Consider the following 24,629-nt stretch of genomic DNA (forward strand, 5'->3'; position numbering starts at 1 on the left):
AGCATTGCTTCAAGCGCAAAGGGCACGAGAGCGCTGTCCCTTTGCGCCGCTTCAAACCGGAATATTCTCGGTGACCGGGAACGCTGTGGCAGTCGATCATCGCATGCTGCCGCCGTTGATCCCCGTCGCTTTATCCTTGAACCACGCCGACCGATGAGCGGCGAATGAGGAATGTAATGAGCAAGACTAACGCTGATTTGATGGCCCGCCGTACCAATGCAGTTCCACGTGGTGTTGGCCAGATTCACCCGATCTTCGCCGAGTCCGCGAAGAACGCTACCGTGACTGACGTTGAAGGTCGCGAGTTCATCGACTTCGCCGGCGGTATCGCTGTGCTGAACACCGGCCACGTGCACCCGAAAATCATCGCGGCCGTGACCGAGCAACTGAACAAGCTGACCCACACCTGCTTCCAGGTTCTGGCCTACGAGCCGTACGTGGAAGTGTGCGAAAAAATCAACGCCAAGGTGCCAGGTGATTTCGCCAAGAAAACCCTGCTGGTGACCACTGGTTCCGAAGCCGTGGAAAACTCGATCAAGATCGCCCGCGCCGCCACTGGCCGTGCCGGCGTGATCGCGTTCACCGGCGCTTACCACGGTCGCACCATGATGACCCTGGGCCTGACCGGTAAAGTCGTGCCTTACTCGGCCGGCATGGGCCTGATGCCAGGCGGCATCTTCCGCGCGCTGTACCCGAACGAATTGCACGGTGTGAGCATCGACGATTCGATCGCTTCCATCGAGCGGATCTTCAAGAACGATGCCGAGCCGAAAGACATCGCTGCGATCATCATCGAGCCGGTTCAGGGCGAAGGTGGTTTCTACGTCGCTCCGCAAGCATTCATGAAGCGTCTGCGTGCCCTGTGCGACCAGCACGGCATCCTGCTGATCGCTGATGAAGTACAGACTGGCGCTGGTCGTACCGGTACCTTCTTCGCCATGGAACAGATGGGCGTTGCTGCCGACCTGACCACCTTCGCCAAATCCATCGCTGGCGGCTTCCCGCTGGCCGGTGTGTGCGGCAAGGCCGAATACATGGACGCCATCGCTCCAGGTGGCCTGGGCGGCACCTACGCGGGTAGCCCGATCGCTTGCGCCGCGGCCCTGGCCGTGATGGAAGTGTTCGAAGAAGAAAACTTGCTGGATCGTTGCAAGGCTGTTGGCGAGCGTCTGGTAACCGGCCTGAAGGCCATCCAGGCCAAGTACCCGGTGATCGGTGAAGTCCGTGCCCTGGGCGCGATGATCGCTGTCGAGCTGTTCGAAAACGGCGACAGCCACAAGCCGAACGCTGCAGCCGTGGCGTCCGTTGTGGCCAAGGCTCGCGACAAGGGTCTGATCCTGTTGTCCTGCGGCACCTACGGCAACGTTCTGCGCGTCCTGGTACCGCTGACCTCGCCGGACGAGCAACTGGACAAAGGCCTGGCGATCATCGAAGAGTGCTTCTCCGAGCTCTGATCACCGAGTGTGACCTGATCCACAAAAAACCCGCTTCGGCGGGTTTTTTCATGCCCCTTGAAACACATCCTGCGCATTAACGCTGTATCGAATGGCCAGCATTGGCTAAGGTTTCCGCATTGCCAGGGAGAGCTGTATGACAACTGTCATTTTACCCGCGGTTCCGAGAGTACTGATTGCCGAGGCCGACCCATGGTCTCGGGATCTGCTAAAGGAAGTGTTGTTGAACGTACGCTGCGATGCGCGGCTGGATTTGTGCGCCGATGGCCAGCAAGCGCTGGAGTTATTGGCTGCCAACCCCTATGACCTGGTGATCGCCGACTGGGAGTTGCCGGGCGTCGATGGCCTGAATGTCCTGCGCAGCGTCCGCCGGCGCAAACGCAATCCACCCTTGCCGTTCATTCTGATGAGCAGTCGCAACGACAGTGCCAGCGTGCGCGAGGCCTTGCCGCTGGCACCGGCCGCGTACCTGACCAAGCCCCTGAACATGGACAGCCTGACTCATCGGTTGCAGGGGTTGCTGCTGAACGCCGGTGAAGAAGTCTCGTGCGAAGTGCCGTCGCTGGCGCCGGGCATGACGTTGTCGGTGTATCTGGAGCGTCGACGTGAATTGGCCGACGGCGCGCCGCTGATGACCGACGTGCAGGTGGCGGTCAAACGCAGCCTCAATCCCAACGGTCTCGACCTGACGGTGCTGGAAGACGAAATTCGCACCGATCCGCAGATCACTGCGGTGCTGATCGCCGCCGCCAACAGTGCGGCCCAGCACCGCGGCGTCGCGGTGCAAACCCTGTCCCAGGCGCTGCATTGCCTGGGCACCGGGCAGAGCATGAACCTGATTCTCGGGCTGGCGCTCAAACGCAGCGCCCGGCTCAGCGATCCGCAATTGGCCGACTATGCCGAGCGTTATTGGGGCCTGTCACTGCACACCGCCGAATACGCCCGAACCCTGGCGCGTTTGCTCGATCTGGATCAGGAGCGCTGCTATTGCGCCGGCATGTTGCATCGTCTCGGCGATTTGGCGTTGCTGCGCTGTTTGCAGGAGTGGAAACAGGCTGGCGGCGAACTCGACGAGCTGGAGGAAGTGGGTGAAGCGCTGGTTGAATATGGCGCGGCCTATGGTTCTGCCCTGCGCACGCGCTGGCGTCTGCCACTGGAGTTGCGGGAGCTGATTGCGGCGGCCTACCAGCTCGGTGGCGGGGTTTACTCCCGCGAAGCGTTGGTGATGAACATGGCGGCGCAAATGGCGCGCCTGACCGAGCATGAGGGCATCGAGGCGCTGGCGAAGAGCCGGACGGCGCGGTTGCTCAAGATTGGCTTGCCGGAGTTGATGCGCCTGCGCAAAAAATAGTCCTGACCCATGACCTGTAGGAGCTGGCTTGTCGGATCGCCGCGTACAGCCGGGAAATACCGCTGCGAACTCCTCACCGCCAATGCGCCCGAACAAGTCGCCCCGGCGCAACGCTGCACGGCCGCTTTCGGCAATGCGTTGCAACACGTTGTCGCCTGCCTGGTGACCGTAGGTATCGTTGATCGTTTTGAAGTCATCGATGTCCAGCATCAGAAACGACAGCGGCTCGCCCTGTTGCCGGACGGTACGGTCAGTTCGGGATAACGCGGGCCGGTAGGAGTCCGGCTTGCCGGCGATGGCGTTTTTCAGGGCGCTATCGCCGACAAGCCGGCTCCTACAGGTCAGGCAGCAGGACGCAGAGAGTAGGTTTTCAACTGATCGGCGAAGTCGCGCAGGGATTGAATCCCGCTGGCTTCGGCTTCGTGTACCCAGTCCTTGATGGCCGCCAGCATGTCGTGACCATTTGAGCTGGTCTTGACCCAGATCTGCTGCAGGGCCAGGCGTTTCTCGTAAATTACCTTCAGCGCCTGGCTGTGCTCGAGCATGTTCTGGATGCGCACGTGGTGTTTGTCATCCAGCAGGCTGGTCTCCCGCGAAAGCAGGCGTTTGGCCCGGTGGAACTGGTGACGCACCGAATGATCGACCTTTTCCAGCTCTTGCTTGACCAGCGGGCCGATCACCAGTTTGCGGTACTGGGCCATGATCTGGAAACGGTTGTTGAGGATCGCCATGGCGGTGTCCATGTCCAGGTTGCCCTTGCCTTCGACACGGTGGGCAATCGGCGCAACCCGTTGAACCTTGGCCAGGCGCAGGAAGCTGAAGACTTGAATCCACGCCCAGCCCAGGTCGAATTCCCACTTCTTCACCGACAGTTTTGCCGAGTTAGGGTAGGTGTGATGGTTGTTATGCAGTTCTTCGCCACCAATCAGGATGCCCCACGGCACCAGGTTGGTCGCCGCATCGCGGCATTCGAAGTTGCGGTAGCCAATGGCATGGCCCAGGCCATTGACCACGCCGGCGGCCCAGACCGGAATCCACATCATCTGGATCGCCCAGATGGTGATACCGATGGTGCCGAACAGCAGCAGGTCGATGACGCCCATGATCGCCACGCCCAGCAGCGGGAAGCGGCTGTAGAGGTTGCGTTCGATCCAGTCTTCGGGGCAGTTCTTGCCGTAGATGCGCAGCGTCTCGGGGTTTTCCGCTTCGGCGCGGTACAGTTCGGCGCCTTTGCGCAGCACCGTGGACAAACCCTTGACGACCGGACTGTGCGGGTCATCGACGGTTTCGCATTTGGCGTGATGCTTGCGGTGGATAGCGGTCCACTCGCGGGTGTTCTGTGCCGTGGTCAGCCACAGCCAGAATCGGAAGAAATGCTTGAGGCCCCCATTCAGCTCCAGAGAGCGATGGGCCGAGTAACGATGCAGATAGACCGTGACGGCGATGATCGTGACATGAGTCATCAGCAGGGTAACTGCCACCAGAGACCAGGGCGACAAGCCAAGAAAACCTTCGTACCACATAGGCTATAGGGCCCTCGATAAAGAAAAAAGCAGCCGTTGCATTATCACTAAGCCCACACAGAAAACCAGTCGCCCTTTCAGATAAGAGTGGCTGGGTGTGTCTTTAGACTATAATTCCAACCTTTTTGTAAGGACATGGATTGCCGGATGTCTGCCACCTATCGCGATGCCTTGCGTGCAGCGCTGCTCTATCTGTTGCTTTCTGTGATTTGGCTTCAGATCAGTGGCTATTTATTGAACAGTTTCTTCGATAGCTCTGCCGAGCGACTGCGATGGCAACTGATCAACGGTTACGTTTGGGTTCTGTTTAGCGCCGGGTTGATCTTCATTGCCCGGGCGCGGTTGCTGCGGTGCTTGGGCATCGGCGCCACTTTGCGCGAGCGCAATACCAACCGCGAGCGTCTGCGCCAGGCAGCGGCAGTGTTCGACTGCACTCGCGAAGGCGTGCTGGTCACCAATCGGGAAGGCGTGATCGTCCATGTGAACCGGGCCTTTATGGAAATCACCGGTTATGGCTGTGAGGACGTGCTGGGGCAGCGGCCCAATATGTTCAAGTCGGGACACCATCCAGCGCAATTCTATCAAGCGATGTTCGCCGCGCTTGCAAGCACCGGGGAGTGGAGCGGGGAAATCTGGAACCGGCGTAAAAGCGGTGAAATTTACCCGCAATGGCAGACGATCCGCCTGATCCGTGATGACAGCGGCCAGCCGAGTCAGTTCGTGGCGGTGTTTTCCGATATCAGTGCAATCAAGAGCTCTGAGCGCGAGTTGATGCACCTGGCGCACCACGACCCGCTGACGGACCTGCCAAACCGCCTGCTGTTCACCGACCGCGCCGAACAGGCCCTGGCCTCGGCACAGGTCCACAAGCGTGGTTGCGCGCTGCTGATGATCGATCTCGATCACTTCAAGATGATCAACGACAGCCTTGGGCACACCATCGGCGATCAGTTGCTCAAGGCCGTGGCCGGGCGTCTGGCTGCCATGTTCGGCCCGGGCATCACCCTGGCGCGGCTGGGTGGGGATGAGTTCGCCGTACTCGCCGAAAGCTGTCCGCAACTGATTCAGGCCGCTGCGTTGGCCCAGCGGATTATCGATGGCCTTAAAGAGTCGTTCCCCATTGATGGGCACCAGCTGTTCATCAACACCAGCATCGGTATCAGCCTGTTCCCCAGTGATGCCCTGAGCGTCGAGCAGCTGCTGCGTAACGCCGACACGGCGCTGTTCAAGGCCAAGAGCTCGGGGCGCAATGATTATGCCTTGTACACCGAAGAGCTGACGGCCCACGCCCAGCAACGGGTCGAGATCGCCTTCGAATTGCGCCGCGCCCTGGACCAGCAAGAGCTGCGGGTTCATTACCAGCCGGTTCACGACCTCAAGAGCGGTCGCCTGATTGGCGTCGAGGCGCTGGTGCGCTGGCAGCATCCACAGCGGGGGCTGGTGTCGCCGGCGGAGTTCATTCCAGTCGCCGAACGAACCGGCCTGATCGCCGAAATCGATGCCTGGGTGATGGCGCAGGCGTGCCAGCAGATGTGCCACTGGCAGCAGGACGGGGTGGTGCTGTCGTTCGTCGCGGTCAACGTTTCTTCGCGCCTGTTCGCCCGTCGTGAGCTGTATCAGCAGGTGGCGCAGGTGCTGCGCGAAACCGGGCTGGAGCCGGCTTATCTGGAACTGGAGGTTACCGAAAGTGCGGTGATGGAGGACCCGGAAGTCGCGCTGGAACAGATGCATCGTCTACGCGAGTTGGGGGTGCGTCTGGCCATAGACGACTTCGGTACAGGTTACTCATCGCTGCTGCGGCTCAAGCGTCTGCCGGTGCAGAAGTTGAAAATCGACCAGGGCTTCGTCGCTGGACTGCCGTGGGATGAGGATGATGCGGCGATCTCGCGGGTGATCATTGCACTGGCCCAAAGCATGGGCATGCAGGTCCATGCCGAGGGGATCGAACAGGTTGAGCAGGCGGCATTTCTGCTCGAACAGGGATGTGATCTGGGGCAGGGGTATTGGTTCGGGCGGCCGGTGCCGGCGGCGCAACTGGATTGGGCTCATGCCCCGGTTATCGCCTGATTTAACCCCGCAGGAATTTTTTGGGGCTTGAAAGCGGGCGATTGCCCTCAAGCCCTTGTCTCTTCAAGTAATCTCTTCTGGTTATATAAACATTCTTAAATAGTCTTTTTAAGAATATCAACGCGCCTCTAGTATTGCTCTCACGCCGCAAGCAGTGCCGACACTGCGAGGCAACCTCTCAGTGAAGGAGCAGCAATATGAGCGCATCCCTGCGTAGCGTCGACGGTCAAGACGAAGCCACCATCCTGCGTGAAATCCAGAGTGCCCTGCGCGACCTGCGCTTTGGTGCCGTGGAAATCACCGTGCACAACGCCCAGGTGGTGCAGATCGAACGCAAAGAAAAATTCCGTTTGCAGCAGCCAGGCAATAAGTCGGGCTGAGGCGAAACAGGCATCGCGGTTCCCGTTATCCATAAGAAAAAGCCAACACACCAAGAATTCCAGGAGCTTTCATCATGTCGTCGATTCGCCACTTCGCTTTGGCCGCCCTGGCCAGCGCCCTTTTTGCCGGTTCCGCAGTTGCCAAGGACTACGAGTTGCTCAACGTGTCGTACGACCCAACCCGCGAGCTGTACCAGGACTACAACGCCGAATTCATCAAGTTCTGGCAGAAGGATCATGCCGGCGACACCGTGAAAGTCCAGCAATCCCACGGCGGCTCGGGCAAGCAAGGCCGGGCAGTGATCGATGGCCTGCGTGCCGACGTCGTGACCCTGGCCCTGGCCGGTGATATCGACGAAATCGCCAAGCTTGGCAAGACCCTGCCAGCCGACTGGCAGAAGCGCCTGCCGGAAGCGAGCACGCCATACACCTCGACCATCGTGTTCCTGGTGCGCAAGGGCAACCCTAAAGGCATCAAGGACTGGGGCGACCTGGTCAAGAATGACGTCTCGGTGATCACGCCGAACCCGAAAACCTCCGGCGGCGCCCGCTGGAACTTCCTCGCAGCCTGGGCCTATGGCCTCAAAGCCAATGGCGGTGACGAAGCCAAGGCCAAGGAATATGTGCAAACCCTGTTCAAGCACGTGCCAGTGCTGGACACCGGCGCTCGCGGCTCGACCATTACCTTCGTCAACAACGGTCAGGGCGACGTATTGCTGGCCTGGGAAAACGAAGCCTTCCTGGCGCTGAAAGAAGAAGGCGGTGCCGACAAGTTCGAGATCGTCGTGCCTTCGCTGTCGATCCTCGCTGAACCGCCAGTGGCAGTGGTCGACAAAAACGCCGAGAAAAAGGGCAACGAGCAGATCGCCGAAGCCTACCTCAAGCACCTGTACAGCCCGGCTGGCCAGGAAATCGCGGCGAAGAACTTCTATCGTCCACGTGACAAGGACGTGGCCGCCAAGTACGCCCAGCAGTTCCCGAAACTGGAGCTGGTGAGCATCGACAAGGACTTCGGCGGCTGGAAAACCGCGCAACCGAAGTTCTTCAATGACGGCGGGGTGTTCGACCAGATCTACCAGGCGCAGTAATCTTAAATAGCCATCAACGAGCCCTGGATTCGCCTCCGGGGCTTATTGCGTTCTCAACCAAGGACTTTTATGTCGCGTCGTATCTCCCCCGTCATACCCGGCTTCGGGCTGACGCTGGGCTACACCTTGGTGTACCTCAGCCTGATTGTGCTCATACCACTGGCGGCGATGTTCGTGCATGCCGCTCAACTCACCTGGGATCAGTTCTGGGCAATCATCTCGGCGCCACGGGTGCTGGCCGCGCTGAAGCTCAGCTTCGGCACGGCGCTTTGTGCTGCGATCATCAACGGCATCATCGGCACGCTGCTGGCCTGGGTATTGGTGCGCTATACCTTCCCTGGACGAAAAGTGATCGATGCAATGATCGACTTGCCGTTCGCATTGCCCACGGCGGTGGCCGGTATTGCGCTGACCGCGTTGTACACGCCTACCGGCCTGGTCGGTCAGTTTGCAGCGGATCTGGGTTTCAAGATCGCCTACACCCCCCTGGGCATCACCCTTGCCCTCACTTTTGTGACACTTCCATTCGTAGTACGTACCGTACAGCCAGTATTGGCCGATATTCCTCGTGAAGTCGAAGAAGCGGCGGCGTGCCTGGGGGCAAAACCATTGCAGGTTTTCCGCCATATCCTGCTGCCGGCACTGCTGCCGGCATGGCTTACCGGTTTCGCTTTGGCCTTTGCCCGCGGGGTCGGCGAGTACGGTTCGGTGATTTTTATCGCCGGCAACATGCCGATGAAAACCGAAATCTTGCCGCTGCTGATCATGGTCAAACTCGACCAATACGATTACACCGGCGCTACCTCCATTGGTGTACTGATGCTGGTGGTTTCCTTCGTCCTGTTGCTGCTGATCAACTTGTTGCAGCGGCGCATCGAAACCCCATAAGGAGGCGGCACCCATGTCCCAATCGTCTATTGCTGCCGCTTCCTCGAACGCTGCCCGTCGTGGCAGCGCGACTTCGCGGCGAATCCTGATCGGCCTTGGCTGGCTGATTTTTGCCCTGTTCCTGCTGCTGCCGCTGTTCATCGTGGTGTCCCAGGGGCTTAAGCTCGGTCTCGGTGCGTTTTTCACCGCGATCTTTGAGCCGGACGCGCTGTCGGCACTGAAACTCACGGTCATTGCCGTGCTGATTTCGGTGCCGCTGAACCTGGTGTTCGGTGTCAGCGCCGCCTGGTGCGTGAGCAAATACTCGTTCCGCGGCAAGAGCATGCTGGTGACGCTGATCGACCTGCCGTTCTCGGTATCGCCGGTGATCGCGGGTCTGGTGTATGTATTGATGTTCGGCGCCCAGGGCCTGTTTGGCCCGTGGTTGCAGGATCACGACATCCAGATCGTATTCGCCCTGCCGGGCATCGTGCTGGCGACGATTTTCGTCACGGTGCCGTTCGTGGCTCGTGAACTGATCCCGCTGATGCAGGAGCAAGGCACTCAGGAAGAGGAAGCTGCACGTCTGCTCGGGGCCAACGGCTGGCAGATGTTCTGGCACGTCACCGTCCCTAACATCAAATGGGGCCTGATCTACGGCGTGGTGCTGTGCACCGCGCGGGCCATGGGGGAATTCGGTGCGGTATCGGTGGTTTCCGGGCACATTCGCGGGGTGACCAACACCCTGCCGCTGCACGTCGAGATCCTCTACAACGAATACAACCACGTGGCCGCGTTCGCCGTGGCGAGCCTTTTGCTGATCCTGGCGCTCTTCATCCTGCTGCTCAAGCAGTGGAGCGAAAACCGTATTAACCGCCTGCGCGCCAGCGCCGCGGAGGAATAATTCATGTCGATCGAAGTGCGTAACGTCAGCAAGAATTTCAACGCGTTCAAGGCGCTGGACAACATCAGCCTGGACATCCACAGCGGCGAACTTGTCGCGTTGCTCGGTCCGTCGGGCTGCGGCAAGACCACGCTGCTGCGGATCATCGCCGGCCTGGAAACCCCGGATAAGGGCAACATCGTGTTTCACGGTGAAGACGTTTCCGGCCATGACGTGCGGGATCGCAACGTCGGTTTCGTGTTCCAGCACTACGCCTTGTTCCGCCACATGACGGTGTTCGACAACGTCGCGTTCGGCCTGCGCATGAAGCCGAAAAACCAGCGCCCGAGCGAAAGCCAAATCGCAACCAAGGTTCACGAACTGCTGAACATGGTGCAACTGGACTGGCTGTCGGACCGCTACCCGGAACAACTCTCCGGCGGCCAGCGCCAGCGCATTGCGTTGGCCCGGGCGCTGGCGGTGGAGCCGAAAGTGCTGCTGCTCGACGAACCCTTCGGCGCCCTCGACGCCAAGGTTCGCAAGGAGCTGCGTCGCTGGCTCGCGCGGTTGCACGAAGACATCAACCTGACCTCGGTATTCGTGACCCACGACCAGGAAGAGGCGATGGAAGTCGCCGACCGTATCGTGGTGATGAACAAGGGTGTGATCGAGCAGATCGGCTCACCGGGCGACGTTTACGAAAACCCGGCCAGCGATTTCGTCTATCACTTCCTCGGTGATTCAAACCGTCTGCACCTGGGCGAAGACAACCACGTGCTGTTCCGCCCGCACGAAGTGTCGCTGTCGCGCCATGAGCTGGAAGATCACCACGCGGCTGAAGTGCGCGATATTCGTCCGCTGGGCGCGACAACACGGGTGACGTTGAAGGTCGAAGGGCAGAGCGATCTGATCGAAGCCGAAGTGGTCAAGGATCACGACAGTCTGATCGGGTTGGCGAAAGGTGAGACGCTGTTCTTCAAGCCGAAGGTTTGGCAGAAACTCGCCAACATTTGACGCTAGCCGAGGGAAACCCTGTAGGAGCTGGCTTGCCAGCGATCAACGATAACGCGGTGTGTCATATGCACCGCTATCGCCGGCAAGCCGGCTCCTACAGATCCGTTCAGGCTGCCGCGTTTTTGCGATTGACCCGCACCCCTCCCGCCCGCGCCTCGATCTGCTCTTTCAGGTCGTGCCGCATCCCCAGCATGAACGCCAACTCAGCCACTACAAACAGCGGCCCGACAATCAACCCGGTCACGTCATCGACAAATGCCGGTTTGCGCCCCTCGTAATAATGGCCGACAAACTGGATCGCCCAACCGATCACGAACATCGCCACGCCGCTGCTCAGCCAGACCAGCGTGCTTTGTTGCGCCAGCGCATGACCGGCCCAGACACTCAGCCCTAGCAACACGGTCATCAGCACGCCCAGACGCAACTCCAGGCGCAGGTAAAACCACGCCGAGGCCAGTGAAACCAGCACCGCCGGCGATACCCAGGCACCACCCAGCGCCCACTCCGGGCGGGACAACAACACCGCGACGGCCACAACGATTAGCGGAATGCCGATAAAGTGCGATGCGATGTTGCGCGGGTCACGGTGGTAGGCGGCGTATTGACTGAGGTGGTCGACGAGGCTTTTCATTGTTGTTCTCCTGTGGGGTCGTTGATCATGCCCCGGGGCCACTTCTCGCTCTGTCAGCCAGGCGACAATCTCTAGGAGTTTTCATGGATATACAGGTCTGGCGTCCGCGCTTGATGAGCGGACAGTGGTTCAGCCATTTGCCTGTTTCCCTACAGGATAGTCTGCTGTCAGTGGCCAGGGTGCGGCGCTTGTCGCCGGGCCAACGGCTGTTCAAGCGCGGCGATCCGCCCTGTGGCCTGTACGCGGTACTTGAAGGCGCAGTGCGCGTGGGTGCCGTGAGCGAGCAGGGCAAGGAAGCGTTGCTGAGCCTGGTGGAGCCGCCGCATTGGTTCGGTGAAATCTGCCTGTTCGACGGTCAGCCGCGCACCCACGATGCCTATGGCGTGGGCCAGTGCGCGCTGCTGCACATTCCCCAGAACACCTTGCTGGCGCTGCTCGACGAGCATCCGCAGCACTGGCGGCAACTGGCGTTGCTAATGAGCCAGAAACTGCGCATGACCTTCATCAATCTTGAGCAACTGAGCCTGTTGCCGGCCCCGGCACGGCTGGCGCACCGCTTGTTGATGATCGCCGAAGGCTATGGGGAACTCGACGAACCCCGCCGCGTCCTGCAACTGCCCCAGGAGCAGCTTGCCGCCATGTTGTCGTTGTCGCGCCAGACCACCAACCAGATCCTCAAGGAGTTGCAGGGGCAGGGGATCATCGGGTTGAGTTACGGCGAAATTGAAATCCTCGATGCCGAGCGGTTGCGGGCATTGACCGCGATTTAACAGTTCACGCAGGCCCATTGTGGGGTGAGCTTGCCCGCGATGGGGCCAGATCGGCCAACTCACCCTCCGGATCAATCACCGCAACCCATCCCGAAACTGCCCCGGCGTCATCCCCGTCCAGCGCTTGAATGCGCGACTGAAACTGCTGGTGTCGGCAAACCCGAGCAGGTAACTGATTTCGCTCAGCGACACCTGCGGGTCCCGCAGGTGCAGTAGCGCGAGGTTTTCACGGCTTTCGTTGAGCAGCGTATCGAACCGGCAGCCTTCATCGGCCAGGTGCCGTTGCAAGCTGCGCAGGCTCAGGTGCAGGGCCTTGGCGATGTGTTCGGCGCTGGGTTCGCCTTCGGGCAGTTGTTCTTCAATAGCGTCGCGGACCTTGCGCTCCCACGTCAGCGGTTTGAGTTGCGCCAGGGTGCGCTTGAGCACGGTTTCATTGTGCTCGGCCAGTTCCGGGTTGGCGTCGTCCAGATGGCTGTCGAAGTCGATGAGGGCGAATTCCAGTCGGTCTTCGTCGGTGCCGAAGTGCACGGGCGAGCGAAAGACTTTATGCCATTGGTGCGCGTCTTCCGGCTCCGGGCGGCGCAGGTAGGTCGCCAGCGGCGCATAGTCGCGACCCAGGCGATTGCGGCAAGTGCGCACGTAAATCGCCATGAAGGCATCGATGGCCTCGAAGGCCGGGGCCGGGTTGCCGGTGGGGATTTTCAGGCGGAAACAGTAGCGATCATCGGTGCGGGTCAGTTCCAGTTCCAGGGCATCGCTGACCACCTGGTGATAGCGCACGATGCGTTCGAACACTTCGCGCAGGCTACCGCTGGCCACCAGCGCATAACCCAGCGCATGGAAAGTGGTCGGGCTGACGAAACGTGAAACCCGTAAGCCAATCGCCGGGTCGCCGCTGGCCTGCACCGCCAGACTCCACAGGTGCGTGGTGCCCGACAACGGGTAGCGCGCGTTCGGGTCGTCCATCAGTTGTGGGTCGAGCCCCGCTTGCTGGCACAGGGCGGTGCTGTCGATGCCCAGGGCATCGAGTTGCTTGCGCAGGGCGCGGGTCCAGCTGGCGAGAGAGGTCGGTTCAGTCATGCTGATTGGCGCTTCCAGTCAACAGGTTGGCGTTCTCGGCTACCGCGTTGCGAGGGTCCGCAAGGCAGGATGCAACCATCAATAACCAGAGGATGGAAGCATGAGCGGTACTTCTGCAAGCCCCCAGCGACTGAATGCATCACAGCGATCAGCCCATATCCGTGAAGTGGTACTGGCCAAAGGCGTCGAGTTGCGTGAGCGCTACCCGATTCTCAAGCATCAGGACGCCATGGGCGCGGGCATTCTGGCCTTTGCTCTCGTAGGCATGGTCGGCTCGGCGGCGCTCTACATGACCGGGCACATGGCTTGGTGGGCGTGCCTGCTGCTCAACGCGTTTTTCGCCTCGTTGACCCATGAGCTGGAACACGACCTGATCCACAGCATGTACTTCCGCAAGCAGAAAGTGCCGCACAACCTGATGATGGGCCTGGTATGGCTGGCGCGACCCAGCACCATCAATCCGTGGATTCGCCGCCACCTGCACCTCAACCACCACAAGGTCTCCGGCTCCGAAGCCGACATGGAAGAACGCGCCATCACCAACGGCGAGCCTTGGGGTTTCGCGCGGTTCCTGATGATCGGCGACAACATCATGTCGTCGTTCATCCGCATGCTGCGGGCCAAGACCTGGGCTATGAAGTTCAGCATTATCCAGCGCACGTTGAAGGTCTACGCGCCGCTGGCGCTGATGCATTGGGGAGCGTGGTATGTGTTTCTCGGTTTCCACGCAGCGAACGGCGTTGCGCATCTGATGGGCACACCGATCGAGTGGTCGACGACGACGTTGTCGGTGATGCAGGTGATCGACATCGCGGCAGTCGTGATCATCGGCCCGAACGTGTTGCGCACGTTCTGCCTGCACTTCATCAGCTCGAACATGCACTACTACGGTGACGTGGAGCCGGGCAACGTAATGCAGCAGACTCAGGTGCTGAACGCGTGGTGGTTGTGGCCGTTGCAGGCGTTCTGCTTCAACTTCGGCAGTAGTCACGGGATCCATCATTTTGTGGTGAAGGAACCCTTCTACATCCGTCAGTTGACCGTGCCGGTCGGGCACAAGGTGATGCGCGAAATGGGCGTGCGGTTCAATGATTTCGGTACGTTTGCGCGGGCGAATCGGTTTGAACGCAAGGACGAAGTGGCCGGGGAGAAGGTGCGTACGGCTCAGGCATGAGGGTTGTCTGTTAAGGCCTCATCGCTGGCAAGCCAGCTCCTACAGGGGTTATCGGTGTGAATGCGATCGTCGCATCACATCGGTCATTGTAGGAGCTGGCTTGCCAGCGATGGCGGCGGTTCAGGCTGAATCAGTCCGGCTGAAACGGCGACTCACTCAAGATCACCCCGGTCTCATCCACATACTTCTGCCAATGCTCGATCAAGGCACTGAGTTTCTGCGGTTGGCTCGACGCCAGGTCGTGAATTTCTCCAGGATCATTGCCCAGGTCATACAGTTGCCAGGTTGCCGGCCCCACGGGTCCAGGGATGTATACCGCTTTCCACTGCCCCTGACGGATCGCTCGCCGTCCGAACAATTCCCACCCGGTGACGGTGTGCTCGTCATGCACCTGCGCCGTCTCGCCTGACAGGAACCCCAGCCACGATTTTCCGCGGACTTCGGCAACGGGTTTGCCATGCCATTGCTTGCCCGGATGGCGCACGCCGGCAAGATCCAGAATGGTCGGCGTGATGTCCATCACGGTGCCGAAACCGTGGCTGATCTGCCCCTTGAGCGACAGCTGCGGGTAATGCACCAGCGCCGGCACGCGAATCCCGCCTTCGGTGGTGAAGGCCTTGAACAGCCGCGACGGCGCGGTCGCCACTTGCGCCCAGTTCGGCCCGTACCAGACGTAGGAGTTGGCGCGGCCGATGTTGTCCAGGCTGTTGTCGTAATGCTGGTTGAGATAGGTCAGCAATTGCGGGCCGAATTTCGGAAAGGCCTCCAACAACGCCCCTTCGGCGCCGTTATCGGACATGAACAGGATGAAGGTGTTGTCCAGTTGCCCTTGCTGGCGCAAGTAGTCGACGACGCGGCCGATGTTCCAGTCCATGCGCTCGACCATCGCCGCATAAACCTCCATGGCCCGTGCGGAAATCTGCCGCTGCTCGTCGCTCAAGGCATCCCATTGTGCGGTCAACTGGATCAGCGGATGCGGTTCGACATCGGCTTCGATCAACCCGAGTTGCTTGAGCTTTTCCAGGCGCTCAAGTCGCAGTACTTCAGGGCCGGCGTCATAGCGCCCGCGGTATTTTTCCACCACGTCGGCCGGCGCCTGCAACGGCCAGTGCGGTGCGGAAAAAGGCAGGTAGGCGAAGAACGGCCGGGTCTGGTCACGCTCCTTGAGGTATTGCAGCAGCTTGTCGCCAAAGGCATCGGAAGAATAAAAATCCTTGGGCAGTTCATCGATGAACTGGTCGTCTTCGATATACAGCGCCGGGGTGGATTTCAGCAGCCGTGGCGTCGTTTCATCGTAGGTCGGCTCGAAGCCGTAATGGTTGGCTGCGCCGGGCAACAGCGAAAACGAGCGCTCGAAACCCCGGGCGTGGGGCGCCAGTTCTGCGGTCAGGCCCAGGTGCCATTTGCCGCTCATCAAGGTCTGGTAACCCGCCTCGCGCAGCAGTTCGGGCAGGGCGACGACGCGGTCGTTCAAGTGTCCTTCGTAACCCGGTTTGCCGATCAGGTCCGGGGTCAATGCTTCAGCCATGGTGCCGATGCCGGCGATGTGATGGTCGGTGCCGGTGAGTAGCATCGAACGGGTCGGCGAGCAGGTCGGTGCAGTGTGAAAATCGGTCAGGCGCAGACCATTGTTGGCCAGGGCATCGAGGTTCGGCGTGTTGATTTCGCCACCGAAGGCGCCGAGATCGGAAAAGCCCAGGTCGTCGGCCAGGATCACAAGAAAGTTTGGACGTTGCGGCATCAATGATTTCCTTTTTCAGTAGGCAATGAAGGACAGCGGCAGATCGCGGACCTGCACCGGCACGGGAGGCTGGTAGTGATCGTCACTGGTGAGTTCGTGAAGCAGTTCTTCGCGCAATTGGTGGAAGTCGAAGCTGCTGCGCTGGCGCGGATGCGGCAGGGCGATGTCGACCACTTGTTTGATCCGCCCCGGACGCGGCGCCATCACCACTACGCGGTCGGCGAGGAAGATCGCTTCCTCGACATCGTGGGTGACCAGCACGGTGGTGATTTTTGCCCGGGCGCGGATCGCCAACAGTTCGTCCTGCATCTGCTGGCGGGTCAGCGCATCGAGGGCACCGAAAGGTTCGTCCAGCAGCAGAATCCGTGGGCTGGCCACCAGGCCGCGAGCAATGGCCACGCGCTGCGCCATGCCGCCGGAGAGCTGGTGTGGATAGGCGCGGGCGAAGTCGCCCAGGCCCACCAACTCGATGAAATCGCTGATGCGCTTTTGTTTTTGCGCGACGCTCAACGGTTCATTGACCAGACCCAGGCCAATGTTGTCGGCCACGCTCAGCCACGGGAACAAGCGGTGCTCCTGAAAGACAATGCCGCGTTCGCCGCCGATGCCGGTGACGGCTTTTCCGTCCACGGTGATCTGTCCACGAAAATGCGTATCGAGGCCCACCAACAGCCGCAGCAAAGTGGATTTGCCGCAACCGCTGGAGCCGACGATGGCGACGAACTCGCCTTCGGCGATGTCCAGGTTGAATTCGCGAATGGCCTCCAGTGTGAAGCCGTCGACGTCGAAGGTTTTGCCTACGTGATTGAAGCTGACAATGGGTACGTTCATGCGTGTCTCCAGCGGGTGGCGCGGATTTCCAGGCGTTGGCCAATGAGGTTGAGCAGGGCGCCGGTCAGGCCCACCAGCAGCATGCCGGCCATGATCAGGTCCATGCGCAGCAGTTGCTGGGCGCCGATCATCTGGCTGCCGATGCCGCCATTGGACGGCATGAAATATTCGGCGCCGATGGTGCCGAGCCAGGCGTAGATCAGGCTCAGGCGAAGTCCTGCAAAAATCCCCGGGGCCGCGCCCGGCAACACCAGTCGAGCGAGGCGCTGGCGCAGATTCAGGCGCAGCACCTGCGCGGCCTCGTTGAGTTGTGGCGAGAGATTGGCGACGCTGCGTTGAGTGGCGATGAACAGCGGAAAAAAGGCGGCCAGGGCGACGAACACCCACTTGGCCAGTTCACCCAGGCCGAACCACGCAGTGAGCAGCGGCACCCAGGCGAAAATGGCGATCTGGCGAAGGGCGGCGAGGGTCGGGCCGAGCACGCGTTCACTGGTGCGCGACAACCCCAGCAGCAACCCCAAGGCAAACCCGAGCCCGCCACCGAGCAGCAATCCACCAAGGGTTCGGCCCAGGCTCAGGGCCATGCCGCCAAGCAGTGTGCCGTCGAGCAAGCCATCCCGGGTGGTCTGCAGGACGGCCAGCGGGCTGACCAGAATGTTCGCGTCAACCCATTGCTGATCCGAGGTCAGTTGCCACAACGCCAGCAGCGCCAACGGCAGCAGCCACGGTTGCAGGCGTTGCCAACCTTGATAACGCGGCCCGCGACGGATTTCGGCGGTGGCCGGGTGCGGCCAGTGCACCAGTTTTCTGTCCAGCAGGCCGATGCCGCGATCCATCGCCACGCCGATCAAGCCGATCACCACAATGCACACGAACACAATGTCGAGCATGAACAACTGCCGCGCCCAGACCATCAGATAACCGATGCCTTCGCTGGACGCGAGCAGTTCGACAGCGAGCAGCGAGGTCCAGCCGGCGGCCAGCGCGAGGCGCACACCGGCCATGAACGCCGGCAGCGCGGCAGGCAGTACCAGGCGTCGGATCAACAAGTGCCTGGGCAGGCGCAACACGGCGGCGGCTTCGCGCAGCCTGGGTTGCGCATCGCGCACGCCGACCAGTGTGTGCAGGGTCACCGGCACCACGATCGCCTTGATCAACACCACCAGCTTCAGCACTTCACCGATGCCGAAAAACACCATGAACAACGGAATCCAGGCCAGGGTCGGGACTTGCGCCAATCCGGCGAAGGTTGGAAATACCAAGCGCTCCAGCCGACGACTGAAACCCAGTGCCGCACCCAAAACAGCGCCGGCGCTGATCCCGGCCAGCAGCCCCCAGAACAAACGTTGCAGGCTGATCCACAAATGGCTCCACAACTCGCCTTGGGACAATTCAACGGCGCTGTTCCAGACCAGGGTCGGCGCCGGCAGGATTTGCTCGCTCATCCAGTGGTTGCGGCTGGCGAGCCACCAGAGCGCAAACAGGCTGAAGGGTAATAGCCAGGGCAAGAGCCGCTGGCTCAGCGTCGGCCAATGCCGTCGACCATCAAGCCGAGGTGCGGACAGCGGCAGGCTCAGAAGGGAAACACGGGCCATGGGTGACCTCCGTTGTCGGAATGGACGCGTCTTGAAAAACGCAGACTCCCTGTAGAAGCTGGCTTGCCAGCGAGGCGGTGGGTCTGACCAACCAGGTTGTCCGGGATCGCCGGCAAGCCAGCTCCTACAGGTATGTGTTTTTGATCTATAAAAATTCAAATAAATGCTATTTAGAGATAAGCGAGACCATTTAAGGCCTCCATCAGCCGCTGTATCCAATGCATTCGAAGAATATTTTCGATGCTGCCAAGGCATACCTGGCGGAGAGGCCCGCAGGTGTTGATATAGATCGATATGATCTAAAAATGTGAATTTATAGTATTTAAGTGCTGGATCTACTTGGGCCTACTTTCGGCTCCTCAACGCCCGTTGCCCCAAGGAGCCGCACCCATGAACCTTCCCTTCAAGCGCGTCATCAGCCTGTTCGCAGTACCGGCCCTGGCGGGTCTGTTGGCCCTCACTGCCAATGCCGGTGAACTCAAGGAAATCCGCATCGCCGTGCCGGACCTGAGCGCCGGTACCCAGCACAGTGGTGGCGGTGTGGTGGATGTGCTGCGCGATCAACAGATCTTCGAAAAGGCTTTCGCCGACCAGGGCATCAAGATTCAGTGGAGCTTCTTCAAGGGCGCAGGCCCGGTGATCAATGAGGCGTTCGCCAACGGTCAGGTTGACCTGGCCTACCTCGGCGATCTGGCGGCCATCATCGGCAAGTCCAATGGTCTGGACACGCGGTTGCTCAGCGCCTCGGCGCGCGGGGTGAAGCACTACCTCGGCGTGGTGCCGGGTTCGGGGATCAAGACCCTGCAAGACCTCAAGGGCAAACGCGTGGCCATCTTCCGTGGCACTGCCAGCCAGTTGTCCTTCGACGCGGCGCTGGCCAGTCAGGGCTTGAGCGAGAAGGATGTGAAAGTCATCAATCTGGACTTCAACGCGGCGGTCGCGGCACTGGCGGCGAAGCAGATCGATGCTTCGTGGGGCGGTTCCGGGCTCACGGGGTTGCAGGCCAAGGGGCTGGCCGAGTTGCCACTGAGTACCAAGGACCTGGGTGGCGCCGGTAGCGTGCAGGCGGTGTTGGTGGGGACCGGGAAGTTTGTCGACGAGCATCCCGAGGCCGTGGCGAAATTGCTCAAGGCTCAGCAGCAGGCAGTGGCGTGGCTGACCCAGGACAGCAACAAGGACGCCTACGTTCAGCTGGTATCGGGGCTGGCGAGTTATCCACCGGTGATTCTCAGCCAGGATTTGAAGGATCAGAAGTTGAGTGAGGTGTTCCCTTCGACGCTTGATCCGGTGTTCCTGGGTAAATTGCAGGATGCCGTGGACCTGGCTTCGCAGCAGAAGCTGATTCGCAAGTCGTTCAAGGTCAGTGATTGGGTGGTGCCGGAGTTGGCGGCTGCCAAGCTTTGAATTGTCGGCGTCTGAGCGGGCCTCATCGCTGGTAAGCCAGCTCCTACAAGGGTCACCGCGTCCCTGTAGGCGCTGGCTTGCCAGCGATAGGACCCTAAACCGCGACGCTGATCTGCTGCCTGTCCACCGCCACCAACGTCTCGATCATCGCCCGCGCCGCCGGTGACAACCGGAACCCCGTGCGGCTGACGATCCCGCATCGTGCATTCATGCTTTCGATGTTCTGCGGCAGATTGCGCCAGTGCAGCAGCACCAGCGAACCCTGGGCAATGTCCTCGATGAACGCCTCCTCCGTGCCCACGCCGATGGCGTTGGATTGCAGCACCACTTTCACCAGTGCCGGGAAATGTTCGGTCTGGATGCTCGGCGAAAAATCCACCCGGCCACTGAGGTTTGCCAGCAGCTTGCGAATGCCTGGCGGGATCATCGTGGTCGCCAGCGGGTAATCGAACATGTCGTTGGTCGACAGGCTCTCCTTGGCCAGCAGCGGATGCCCGGGGCGGCAGAAAAACACGCCGCGCTTGGGCGTCAGAGCCTGGGTCTGGAAGTTCGGGTCGGTCTCGAAATGGCGGATGTCGGCGATGAAGAATTCGATCTCTTCACGGCTCAGGGCGCGACTGAGTTTTTCCCAGTTATCCACCTCGAAGCAGGTGCGCACTCTCGGGTGCGCGTTGATGAATTGCGCCACCGCATCCGGCACCAGTTTCACCGCCGGTGCCGGGCCGCAGCCGAAGCGCAGCTCACCGGCATCGAGCTTGGTCATCTGCGTCACTTCACTGCTGAGCAACGCCGCACCCTGCACCAGGCTGCGGGCATGTTGCAGCACCACCAGGCCTTCGGGGGTGGGGCGCAAATCCTTGTTGCCACGGTCCACCAGGACGCAGCCGAACTCGTGCTCAAGCCCCTGAATACTGCGGCTGAAGGCAGGCTGGGTAATGCCCATGGCCTCGGCGGCGCGCACGAAACTGCGGTGTTCGTCGAGGGCGATGAAGTAACGCAACTGGCGAAGATCCATATGCTTTTCCGGCATCCTAAAAATAGCTCGAAGGCATTTGCGACGAGGGTTGACTGAGGTTTTAAATGCAACCTCTTATTCCGTCAACGAAGCATGTAGATATCTATTAGATCTAAATAGAATATAGATAGAGCAGTGTTTCGCGGCCGGTTCAACCGCAAGCAGTCTGATGAGGGTCTACCCATGAGCAATGCCGCTATCGCTGTAAAACCCGCTGTCCATGCGCTTGAAATCCACCCGGTGGCCGGTCGCATCGGTGCCGAAATCCGTGGCGTACAGCTTTCCGGCGAGCTGGATGCAGCCACCGTCGAAGCCATTCAACAGGCACTGCTGCAATACAAAGTGATCTTCTTCCGCGAGCAGACCCAGCTCGACGATCAGCGTCAGGAGGCGTTCGCCCATCTGTTAGGCGAGCCGGTGGCGCACCCGACCGTGCCGGTGCGCGAAGGCACGCGTTTTCTGCTGGAACTGGACGGTGCCGAAGGTCAGCGCGCCAGCTCCTGGCACACCGACGTGACCTTCGTCGAGGCCTACCCGAAAGCCTCGATCCTGCGCTCGGTGGTGGCCCCGGCTTTCGGCGGCGACACCCTGTGGGCCAACACCGCCACCGCCTACGACGGGTTGTCGGCGGAGCTGCGTGAGCTGGCCGACAAACTGGTTGCCGTGCACAGCAACGAATACGACTACGCAGGCGTCAGGCCAGACGTGTCGGCGGAGAAGCTGGAGCGCTATCGCAAGATCTTCACCTCGACTGTCTACGAGACCGAACACCCGGTGGTTCGCGTGCACCCGATCAGCGGCGAGAAGAGCCTGTTGCTGGGGCATTTCGTCAAGCGCATCAAGGGCTATTCCCAGGCCGATTCGGCGCACCTGTTCGGCTTGCTGCAGAGCCATGTGATCCGCCAGGAAAACATCGTGCGCTGGCGCTGGAAGGCGGGCGATGTGGCGATCTGGGATAACCGCTCCACCCAGCATTACGCGGTGGATGACTACGGCACTCAAGACCGGATCGTGCGGCGGGTGACGCTCAAGGGCGAAGTGCCGGTGGGTGTGAATGGGCAGGTCAGCCAGACCGTGAAAGGGCCGGACATCGGCGGCGTCTGACCTGACCCCATCGCCAGCAGGCTGGCTCCCACTGGGGATCTCCATTGCTCACAAATCCCCTGTAAGAGCGAGCTTGCTCGCGATGGCGGCCTACCAAGCGACAAAGAACTTTTCTGATCGGGAACCCCGCCTTATGAGTCCGTTGCACCTTGCTCAAACCTCGTCACCCCAACGGCTCAAACGCCTGCCACTGGCTCTGTTACTGGCAGGAAGCGCCGGTTGGACCCAAGGCTATGCAGCCGACAGCGCCACACCTGCAACCCCGCCCGCAAAAACCGCCACGGCCGACAGTGCGCAACTGGAAACCGTGACGGTGACCACCCGCCGCCGCGAAGAAAGTTCGCAGGACGTACCGACGCCGATGAGCGTGGTCAGCGGCCAGACCCTGGAGGCCCAGCGGGTTTATCGCATTCAGGATTTGCAGCAACTGGTGCCCAGCGTCAACGTCGCCTACATGCATGCGCGTCAGTCCAGCGTGTCGATTCGTGGCCTGGGCAACAACCCGGCCAGCGATGGCCTGGAAGGCAGTGTCGGCCTGTACATCGACAACGTTTACCTCGGCCGGCCGGGCATGGCGGTGTTCGACCTGATGGACATCGAGCAGCTCGAAGTGCTGCGCGGTCCGCAAGGCACCCTGTTCGGTAAAAACACCACCGCCGGTGTAATCAACATCAGCACTCGTGCGCCCACGTTTACCCCGGAACGCAGCATCGAATCTTCGGTGGGCGAGGACGGTTATTTCCAGACCAAGGGCACGATTTCCGGCCCGCTGAATGACGAGCTGGCCGGGCGCTTTTCTGCGTATCGCACCCGTAGCGACGGTGACATCAAGAACGAATTCGACGGCCACGATTTGAATGGCGGCTCCCGCGATGGCTTCCGTGGCCAGTTACTGTTCAAGCCCAACGAGTCATTCAACCTGCGCTGGATCGGCGACTACAACGAGGAGGATTCCAGCGCCGGTACCCGCGTATTGTTCAACACCGGGCCGACCATCAATGGCACCAACCTTTACCAGGCACGGGCCAATGCAGCGGGTGCGACACTGGTTGACGGCACGCACCGCAAGGTCAACCTGAACAACGACCAGCACGTCACCGTGCATCAGGGCGGTACGTCGGTCGAGGCCAACTGGACGCTGCCGAGCGACTTCACCCTGACCTCCATCAGCTCCTATCGCTGGTGGAATTTCACCCCGCGCAATGATGACGGCCTGAACGCAACCGCCTTCTACAACGCCGGCGTTTCGGTGGAAGATAAGCAGTACTCCCAGGAGTTTCGTCTGGCGTCGCCTACCGGCGGATTCTTCGATTACGTGCTGGGCGCCTACTACTTCGGCTCCAACCTGGACAACAAATCCTTCACCTTTTACGGCCCGCAAGCGGACATCTGGAGTGGCACGCCCACCGGTGCGCTGAACAACATTGACAGTGTCGGCAACGGTCATATCGAAACCAACAGCTTCGCGCTGTTCGCCCAAGGCACGTGGCACCTGACCGAGCGCCTGGATTTCACCGCTGGCCTGCGCGGCACCTATGAAGAGAAAAACGCCTGGGTGACCCGCAATGCACCCGCCGGTGGCGTCGCGGTCACCGGTGCGGCGGCCGCGTCACGCCGCGCGCGTGCGGGGGCCTACGATTCCGGCGATCTGAACCAGTACAGCTCCAGTCCTTCGGGCCTGTTGAACCTCAGCTATCGCCTCACCGACGACCTGCTCACCTACGCCACGTTGTCCCACGGCGAAAAATCCGGTGGGGTCAACCTGGCCGTTGGCACGGCGCCGGTGGCCGGTGCCGACTCGTTGCTGATCGGCACCGAGCGCGCCAACAACGCCGAGCTCGGTTTCAAGAGCACCCTGTGGGACCGTCGCCTGCAACTCAACGCCAACCTGTTCTGGACCCAGGTCAACGGCTATCAGACCAACGCCTACGACGACGTCAACCGCGTGCAGTACCTGACCAACGCCGGCTCGGTGCGCTCCCGTGGCGTGGAGTTCGAGAGCACCGTGCTTCCGTTGCGCGGCCTGACGCTGAACATCAACGGCTCGTACAACGACGTCAGTTACCTCTCGTACAAGGACGCGCCTTGCCCGCCGGAAGTCAGCCTGGCGCCGGGTGCTCCGGCGTCCTGCGACCTCAGTGGCCATCAAGTGGTCGGCGCCTCGAAATGGATCGGCAATGCCAACGGCGAATACAAGTGGAACCTGAGCAACGGTTTCGAGGAATACGTCACTGCCAGCTATGCGTTCCGCTCCAAAGCGGTGGGCACGGTGGAAGACTCCGACTTCGGGCAGATCCCGAGTTATGCGGTGGTCAACCTGTCCACCGGTCTGCGCGGCGACTTCAACCAGGGGCAGTGGGACGTTTCGCTGTGGCTGAAAAACGCCTTCGACAAAACCTACTACACGACGCTGTGGACGGCTGCCAACGGTGGTTATGAAGGCTTGCTCGGCACACCACGGACGCTGGGCGTGACCGGTCGATATGACTTCTGACGGCGAAAATGCATGCCTCGAATGAATACTTTCAATGCAGGCAAGGCATCGGTTTTTCGTCATCGGGCCAGAGCCCTTGTATCGCGGGCTCTGGCGGTAAACGAAAGGTTTATATATGCGCTTATGGTCTAAGTATGTCTTTAAAAATTACTTTAAGAACTAA

General features: G+C 60.6%; 20 protein-coding genes and 1 pseudogene. 13 read left to right on the top strand and 8 right to left on the bottom strand.

What is annotated here, in order from left to right:
* Window positions 1-176: 176 nt before the first annotated feature.
* On the top strand, window positions 177-1,454 hold the full coding sequence (gabT, locus tag B0D71_RS23195; protein WP_103396802.1) for a 4-aminobutyrate--2-oxoglutarate transaminase: 1,278 nt from the start codon (window positions 177-179) through the stop codon (window positions 1,452-1,454).
* Between the two features lie 136 nt (window positions 1,455-1,590).
* Window positions 1,591-2,805 (top strand): response regulator, encoded by a 1,215-nt coding sequence (locus B0D71_RS23200; RefSeq protein WP_103396803.1) that lies wholly within the window; start codon window positions 1,591-1,593, stop codon window positions 2,803-2,805.
* 45 nt (window positions 2,806-2,850) lie between these two features.
* Here the strand turns inward: B0D71_RS23200 and B0D71_RS23205 are convergent.
* A pseudogene (locus tag B0D71_RS23205) lies at window positions 2,851-3,045 on the bottom strand (GGDEF domain-containing protein); the annotation flags it as partial.
* A 101-nt stretch (window positions 3,046-3,146) separates the two neighbouring features.
* Window positions 3,147-4,328 carry a delta-9 fatty acid desaturase DesA gene (gene desA, locus B0D71_RS23210; RefSeq protein WP_103396804.1) on the bottom strand — a complete coding sequence of 394 codons (1,182 nt, stop codon included), beginning with the start codon at window positions 4,326-4,328 and terminating at the stop codon, window positions 3,147-3,149.
* Window positions 4,329-4,475: 147 nt separating this feature from the next.
* Here desA and dibA point away from each other — a divergent pair, with 147 nt between their 5' ends.
* The 6 genes from dibA to B0D71_RS23240 all read left to right on the top strand — a co-directional run bounded on the left by dibA (window position 4,476) and on the right by B0D71_RS23240 (window position 10,627).
* Window positions 4,476-6,395, top strand: coding sequence for a phosphodiesterase DibA (gene dibA, locus B0D71_RS23215; RefSeq protein ID WP_103396805.1), 1,920 nt, complete (start codon window positions 4,476-4,478; stop codon window positions 6,393-6,395).
* A 197-nt stretch (window positions 6,396-6,592) separates the two neighbouring features.
* A complete protein-coding gene (gene oscA / locus B0D71_RS23220; protein WP_056726967.1) occupies window positions 6,593-6,775 on the top strand; it encodes a sulfur starvation response protein OscA in 183 nt (60 codons plus the stop codon).
* A 74-nt stretch (window positions 6,776-6,849) separates the two neighbouring features.
* Complete coding sequence (locus B0D71_RS23225) at window positions 6,850-7,863, top strand: sulfate ABC transporter substrate-binding protein (RefSeq protein WP_103396806.1); 1,014 nt, start codon at window positions 6,850-6,852, stop codon at window positions 7,861-7,863.
* 69 nt (window positions 7,864-7,932) lie between these two features.
* Window positions 7,933-8,751 carry a sulfate ABC transporter permease subunit CysT gene (cysT, locus tag B0D71_RS23230; protein WP_007972956.1) on the top strand — a complete coding sequence of 273 codons (819 nt, stop codon included), beginning with the start codon at window positions 7,933-7,935 and terminating at the stop codon, window positions 8,749-8,751.
* A gap of 13 nt (window positions 8,752-8,764) precedes the next feature.
* Window positions 8,765-9,634 (top strand): sulfate ABC transporter permease subunit CysW, encoded by an 870-nt coding sequence (gene cysW, locus B0D71_RS23235; RefSeq protein ID WP_007972954.1) that lies wholly within the window; start codon window positions 8,765-8,767, stop codon window positions 9,632-9,634.
* Window positions 9,635-9,637: 3 nt separating this feature from the next.
* A complete protein-coding gene (locus B0D71_RS23240) occupies window positions 9,638-10,627 on the top strand; it encodes a sulfate/molybdate ABC transporter ATP-binding protein (RefSeq protein WP_103396807.1) in 990 nt (329 codons plus the stop codon).
* Between the two features lie 106 nt (window positions 10,628-10,733).
* Here B0D71_RS23240 and B0D71_RS23245 read toward each other — a convergent pair whose 3' ends face one another.
* Window positions 10,734-11,258: an Mpo1 family 2-hydroxy fatty acid dioxygenase gene (locus tag B0D71_RS23245; protein WP_103396808.1), complete on the bottom strand. Its 525-nt coding sequence runs from the start codon at window positions 11,256-11,258 to the stop codon at window positions 10,734-10,736.
* An 83-nt stretch (window positions 11,259-11,341) separates the two neighbouring features.
* On the opposite strand from B0D71_RS23245, the gene B0D71_RS23250 reads away from it, so the two are divergent.
* Window positions 11,342-12,028 carry a Crp/Fnr family transcriptional regulator gene (locus B0D71_RS23250; RefSeq protein ID WP_103396809.1) on the top strand — a complete coding sequence of 229 codons (687 nt, stop codon included), beginning with the start codon at window positions 11,342-11,344 and terminating at the stop codon, window positions 12,026-12,028.
* A gap of 75 nt (window positions 12,029-12,103) precedes the next feature.
* On the opposite strand, the gene B0D71_RS23255 is transcribed toward B0D71_RS23250, so the two are convergent.
* On the bottom strand, window positions 12,104-13,108 hold the full coding sequence (locus B0D71_RS23255; RefSeq protein WP_103396810.1) for an AraC family transcriptional regulator: 1,005 nt from the start codon (window positions 13,106-13,108) through the stop codon (window positions 12,104-12,106).
* A 100-nt stretch (window positions 13,109-13,208) separates the two neighbouring features.
* Between B0D71_RS23255 and B0D71_RS23260 the strand changes: the two genes are divergently transcribed.
* Window positions 13,209-14,282: a fatty acid desaturase gene (locus tag B0D71_RS23260; RefSeq protein ID WP_103396811.1), complete on the top strand. Its 1,074-nt coding sequence runs from the start codon at window positions 13,209-13,211 to the stop codon at window positions 14,280-14,282.
* A gap of 130 nt (window positions 14,283-14,412) precedes the next feature.
* Here the strand turns inward: B0D71_RS23260 and B0D71_RS23265 are convergent, their stop codons facing one another.
* Genes B0D71_RS23265 through B0D71_RS23275 form a run of 3 tightly spaced genes read right to left on the bottom strand, consistent with a single transcriptional unit; the run spans window position 14,413 to window position 18,449 of the window.
* Window positions 14,413-16,023 (bottom strand): arylsulfatase, encoded by a 1,611-nt coding sequence (locus B0D71_RS23265; protein ID WP_103396812.1) that lies wholly within the window; start codon window positions 16,021-16,023, stop codon window positions 14,413-14,415.
* Window positions 16,024-16,038: 15 nt separating this feature from the next.
* Window positions 16,039-16,854, bottom strand: a complete 816-nt coding sequence (locus B0D71_RS23270) for an ABC transporter ATP-binding protein (protein ID WP_103396813.1) — start codon at window positions 16,852-16,854, stop codon at window positions 16,039-16,041.
* Window positions 16,851-18,449 carry an ABC transporter permease gene (locus B0D71_RS23275; protein ID WP_103396814.1) on the bottom strand — a complete coding sequence of 533 codons (1,599 nt, stop codon included), beginning with the start codon at window positions 18,447-18,449 and terminating at the stop codon, window positions 16,851-16,853. Before B0D71_RS23275 ends, B0D71_RS23270 begins: the two co-directional genes overlap by 4 nt.
* Window positions 18,450-18,839: 390 nt before the next feature.
* Between B0D71_RS23275 and B0D71_RS23280 the strand changes: the two genes are divergently transcribed.
* Window positions 18,840-19,853, top strand: coding sequence for an ABC transporter substrate-binding protein (locus B0D71_RS23280; RefSeq protein ID WP_103396815.1), 1,014 nt, complete (start codon window positions 18,840-18,842; stop codon window positions 19,851-19,853).
* A gap of 94 nt (window positions 19,854-19,947) precedes the next feature.
* On the opposite strand, the gene B0D71_RS23285 is transcribed toward B0D71_RS23280, so the two are convergent.
* Window positions 19,948-20,868 carry a LysR family transcriptional regulator gene (locus B0D71_RS23285; RefSeq protein ID WP_103396816.1) on the bottom strand — a complete coding sequence of 307 codons (921 nt, stop codon included), beginning with the start codon at window positions 20,866-20,868 and terminating at the stop codon, window positions 19,948-19,950.
* A 183-nt stretch (window positions 20,869-21,051) separates the two neighbouring features.
* Between B0D71_RS23285 and B0D71_RS23290 the strand changes: the two genes are divergently transcribed.
* Both B0D71_RS23290 and B0D71_RS23295 read left to right on the top strand, forming a co-directional pair.
* Window positions 21,052-21,972: a TauD/TfdA dioxygenase family protein gene (locus B0D71_RS23290; RefSeq protein WP_103396817.1), complete on the top strand. Its 921-nt coding sequence runs from the start codon at window positions 21,052-21,054 to the stop codon at window positions 21,970-21,972.
* A 133-nt stretch (window positions 21,973-22,105) separates the two neighbouring features.
* On the top strand, window positions 22,106-24,466 hold the full coding sequence (locus B0D71_RS23295; protein WP_103396818.1) for a TonB-dependent receptor: 2,361 nt from the start codon (window positions 22,106-22,108) through the stop codon (window positions 24,464-24,466).
* Window positions 24,467-24,629: the final 163 nt, after the last annotated feature.

The organism is Pseudomonas laurylsulfativorans (assembly GCF_002906155.1).
In the GTDB taxonomy this organism is placed as follows: Bacteria; Pseudomonadota; Gammaproteobacteria; order Pseudomonadales; family Pseudomonadaceae; genus Aquipseudomonas; species Aquipseudomonas laurylsulfativorans.

Coding starts and splice junctions, on each gene's coding strand:
- gabT (WP_103396802.1), top strand. CDS start 177: ATGAGCAAGACTAACGCTGATTTGATGGCCCGCCGTACCAATGCAGTT.
- B0D71_RS23200 (WP_103396803.1), top strand. CDS start 1,591: ATGACAACTGTCATTTTACCCGCGGTTCCGAGAGTACTGATTGCCGAG.
- desA (WP_103396804.1), bottom strand. CDS start 4,328: ATGTGGTACGAAGGTTTTCTTGGCTTGTCGCCCTGGTCTCTGGTGGCA.
- dibA (WP_103396805.1), top strand. CDS start 4,476: ATGTCTGCCACCTATCGCGATGCCTTGCGTGCAGCGCTGCTCTATCTG.
- oscA (WP_056726967.1), top strand. CDS start 6,593: ATGAGCGCATCCCTGCGTAGCGTCGACGGTCAAGACGAAGCCACCATC.
- B0D71_RS23225 (WP_103396806.1), top strand. CDS start 6,850: ATGTCGTCGATTCGCCACTTCGCTTTGGCCGCCCTGGCCAGCGCCCTT.
- cysT (WP_007972956.1), top strand. CDS start 7,933: ATGTCGCGTCGTATCTCCCCCGTCATACCCGGCTTCGGGCTGACGCTG.
- cysW (WP_007972954.1), top strand. CDS start 8,765: ATGTCCCAATCGTCTATTGCTGCCGCTTCCTCGAACGCTGCCCGTCGT.
- B0D71_RS23240 (WP_103396807.1), top strand. CDS start 9,638: ATGTCGATCGAAGTGCGTAACGTCAGCAAGAATTTCAACGCGTTCAAG.
- B0D71_RS23245 (WP_103396808.1), bottom strand. CDS start 11,258: ATGAAAAGCCTCGTCGACCACCTCAGTCAATACGCCGCCTACCACCGT.
- B0D71_RS23250 (WP_103396809.1), top strand. CDS start 11,342: ATGGATATACAGGTCTGGCGTCCGCGCTTGATGAGCGGACAGTGGTTC.
- B0D71_RS23255 (WP_103396810.1), bottom strand. CDS start 13,108: ATGACTGAACCGACCTCTCTCGCCAGCTGGACCCGCGCCCTGCGCAAG.
- B0D71_RS23260 (WP_103396811.1), top strand. CDS start 13,209: ATGAGCGGTACTTCTGCAAGCCCCCAGCGACTGAATGCATCACAGCGA.
- B0D71_RS23265 (WP_103396812.1), bottom strand. CDS start 16,023: ATGCCGCAACGTCCAAACTTTCTTGTGATCCTGGCCGACGACCTGGGC.
- B0D71_RS23270 (WP_103396813.1), bottom strand. CDS start 16,854: ATGAACGTACCCATTGTCAGCTTCAATCACGTAGGCAAAACCTTCGAC.
- B0D71_RS23275 (WP_103396814.1), bottom strand. CDS start 18,449: ATGGCCCGTGTTTCCCTTCTGAGCCTGCCGCTGTCCGCACCTCGGCTT.
- B0D71_RS23280 (WP_103396815.1), top strand. CDS start 18,840: ATGAACCTTCCCTTCAAGCGCGTCATCAGCCTGTTCGCAGTACCGGCC.
- B0D71_RS23285 (WP_103396816.1), bottom strand. CDS start 20,868: ATGGATCTTCGCCAGTTGCGTTACTTCATCGCCCTCGACGAACACCGC.
- B0D71_RS23290 (WP_103396817.1), top strand. CDS start 21,052: ATGAGCAATGCCGCTATCGCTGTAAAACCCGCTGTCCATGCGCTTGAA.
- B0D71_RS23295 (WP_103396818.1), top strand. CDS start 22,106: ATGAGTCCGTTGCACCTTGCTCAAACCTCGTCACCCCAACGGCTCAAA.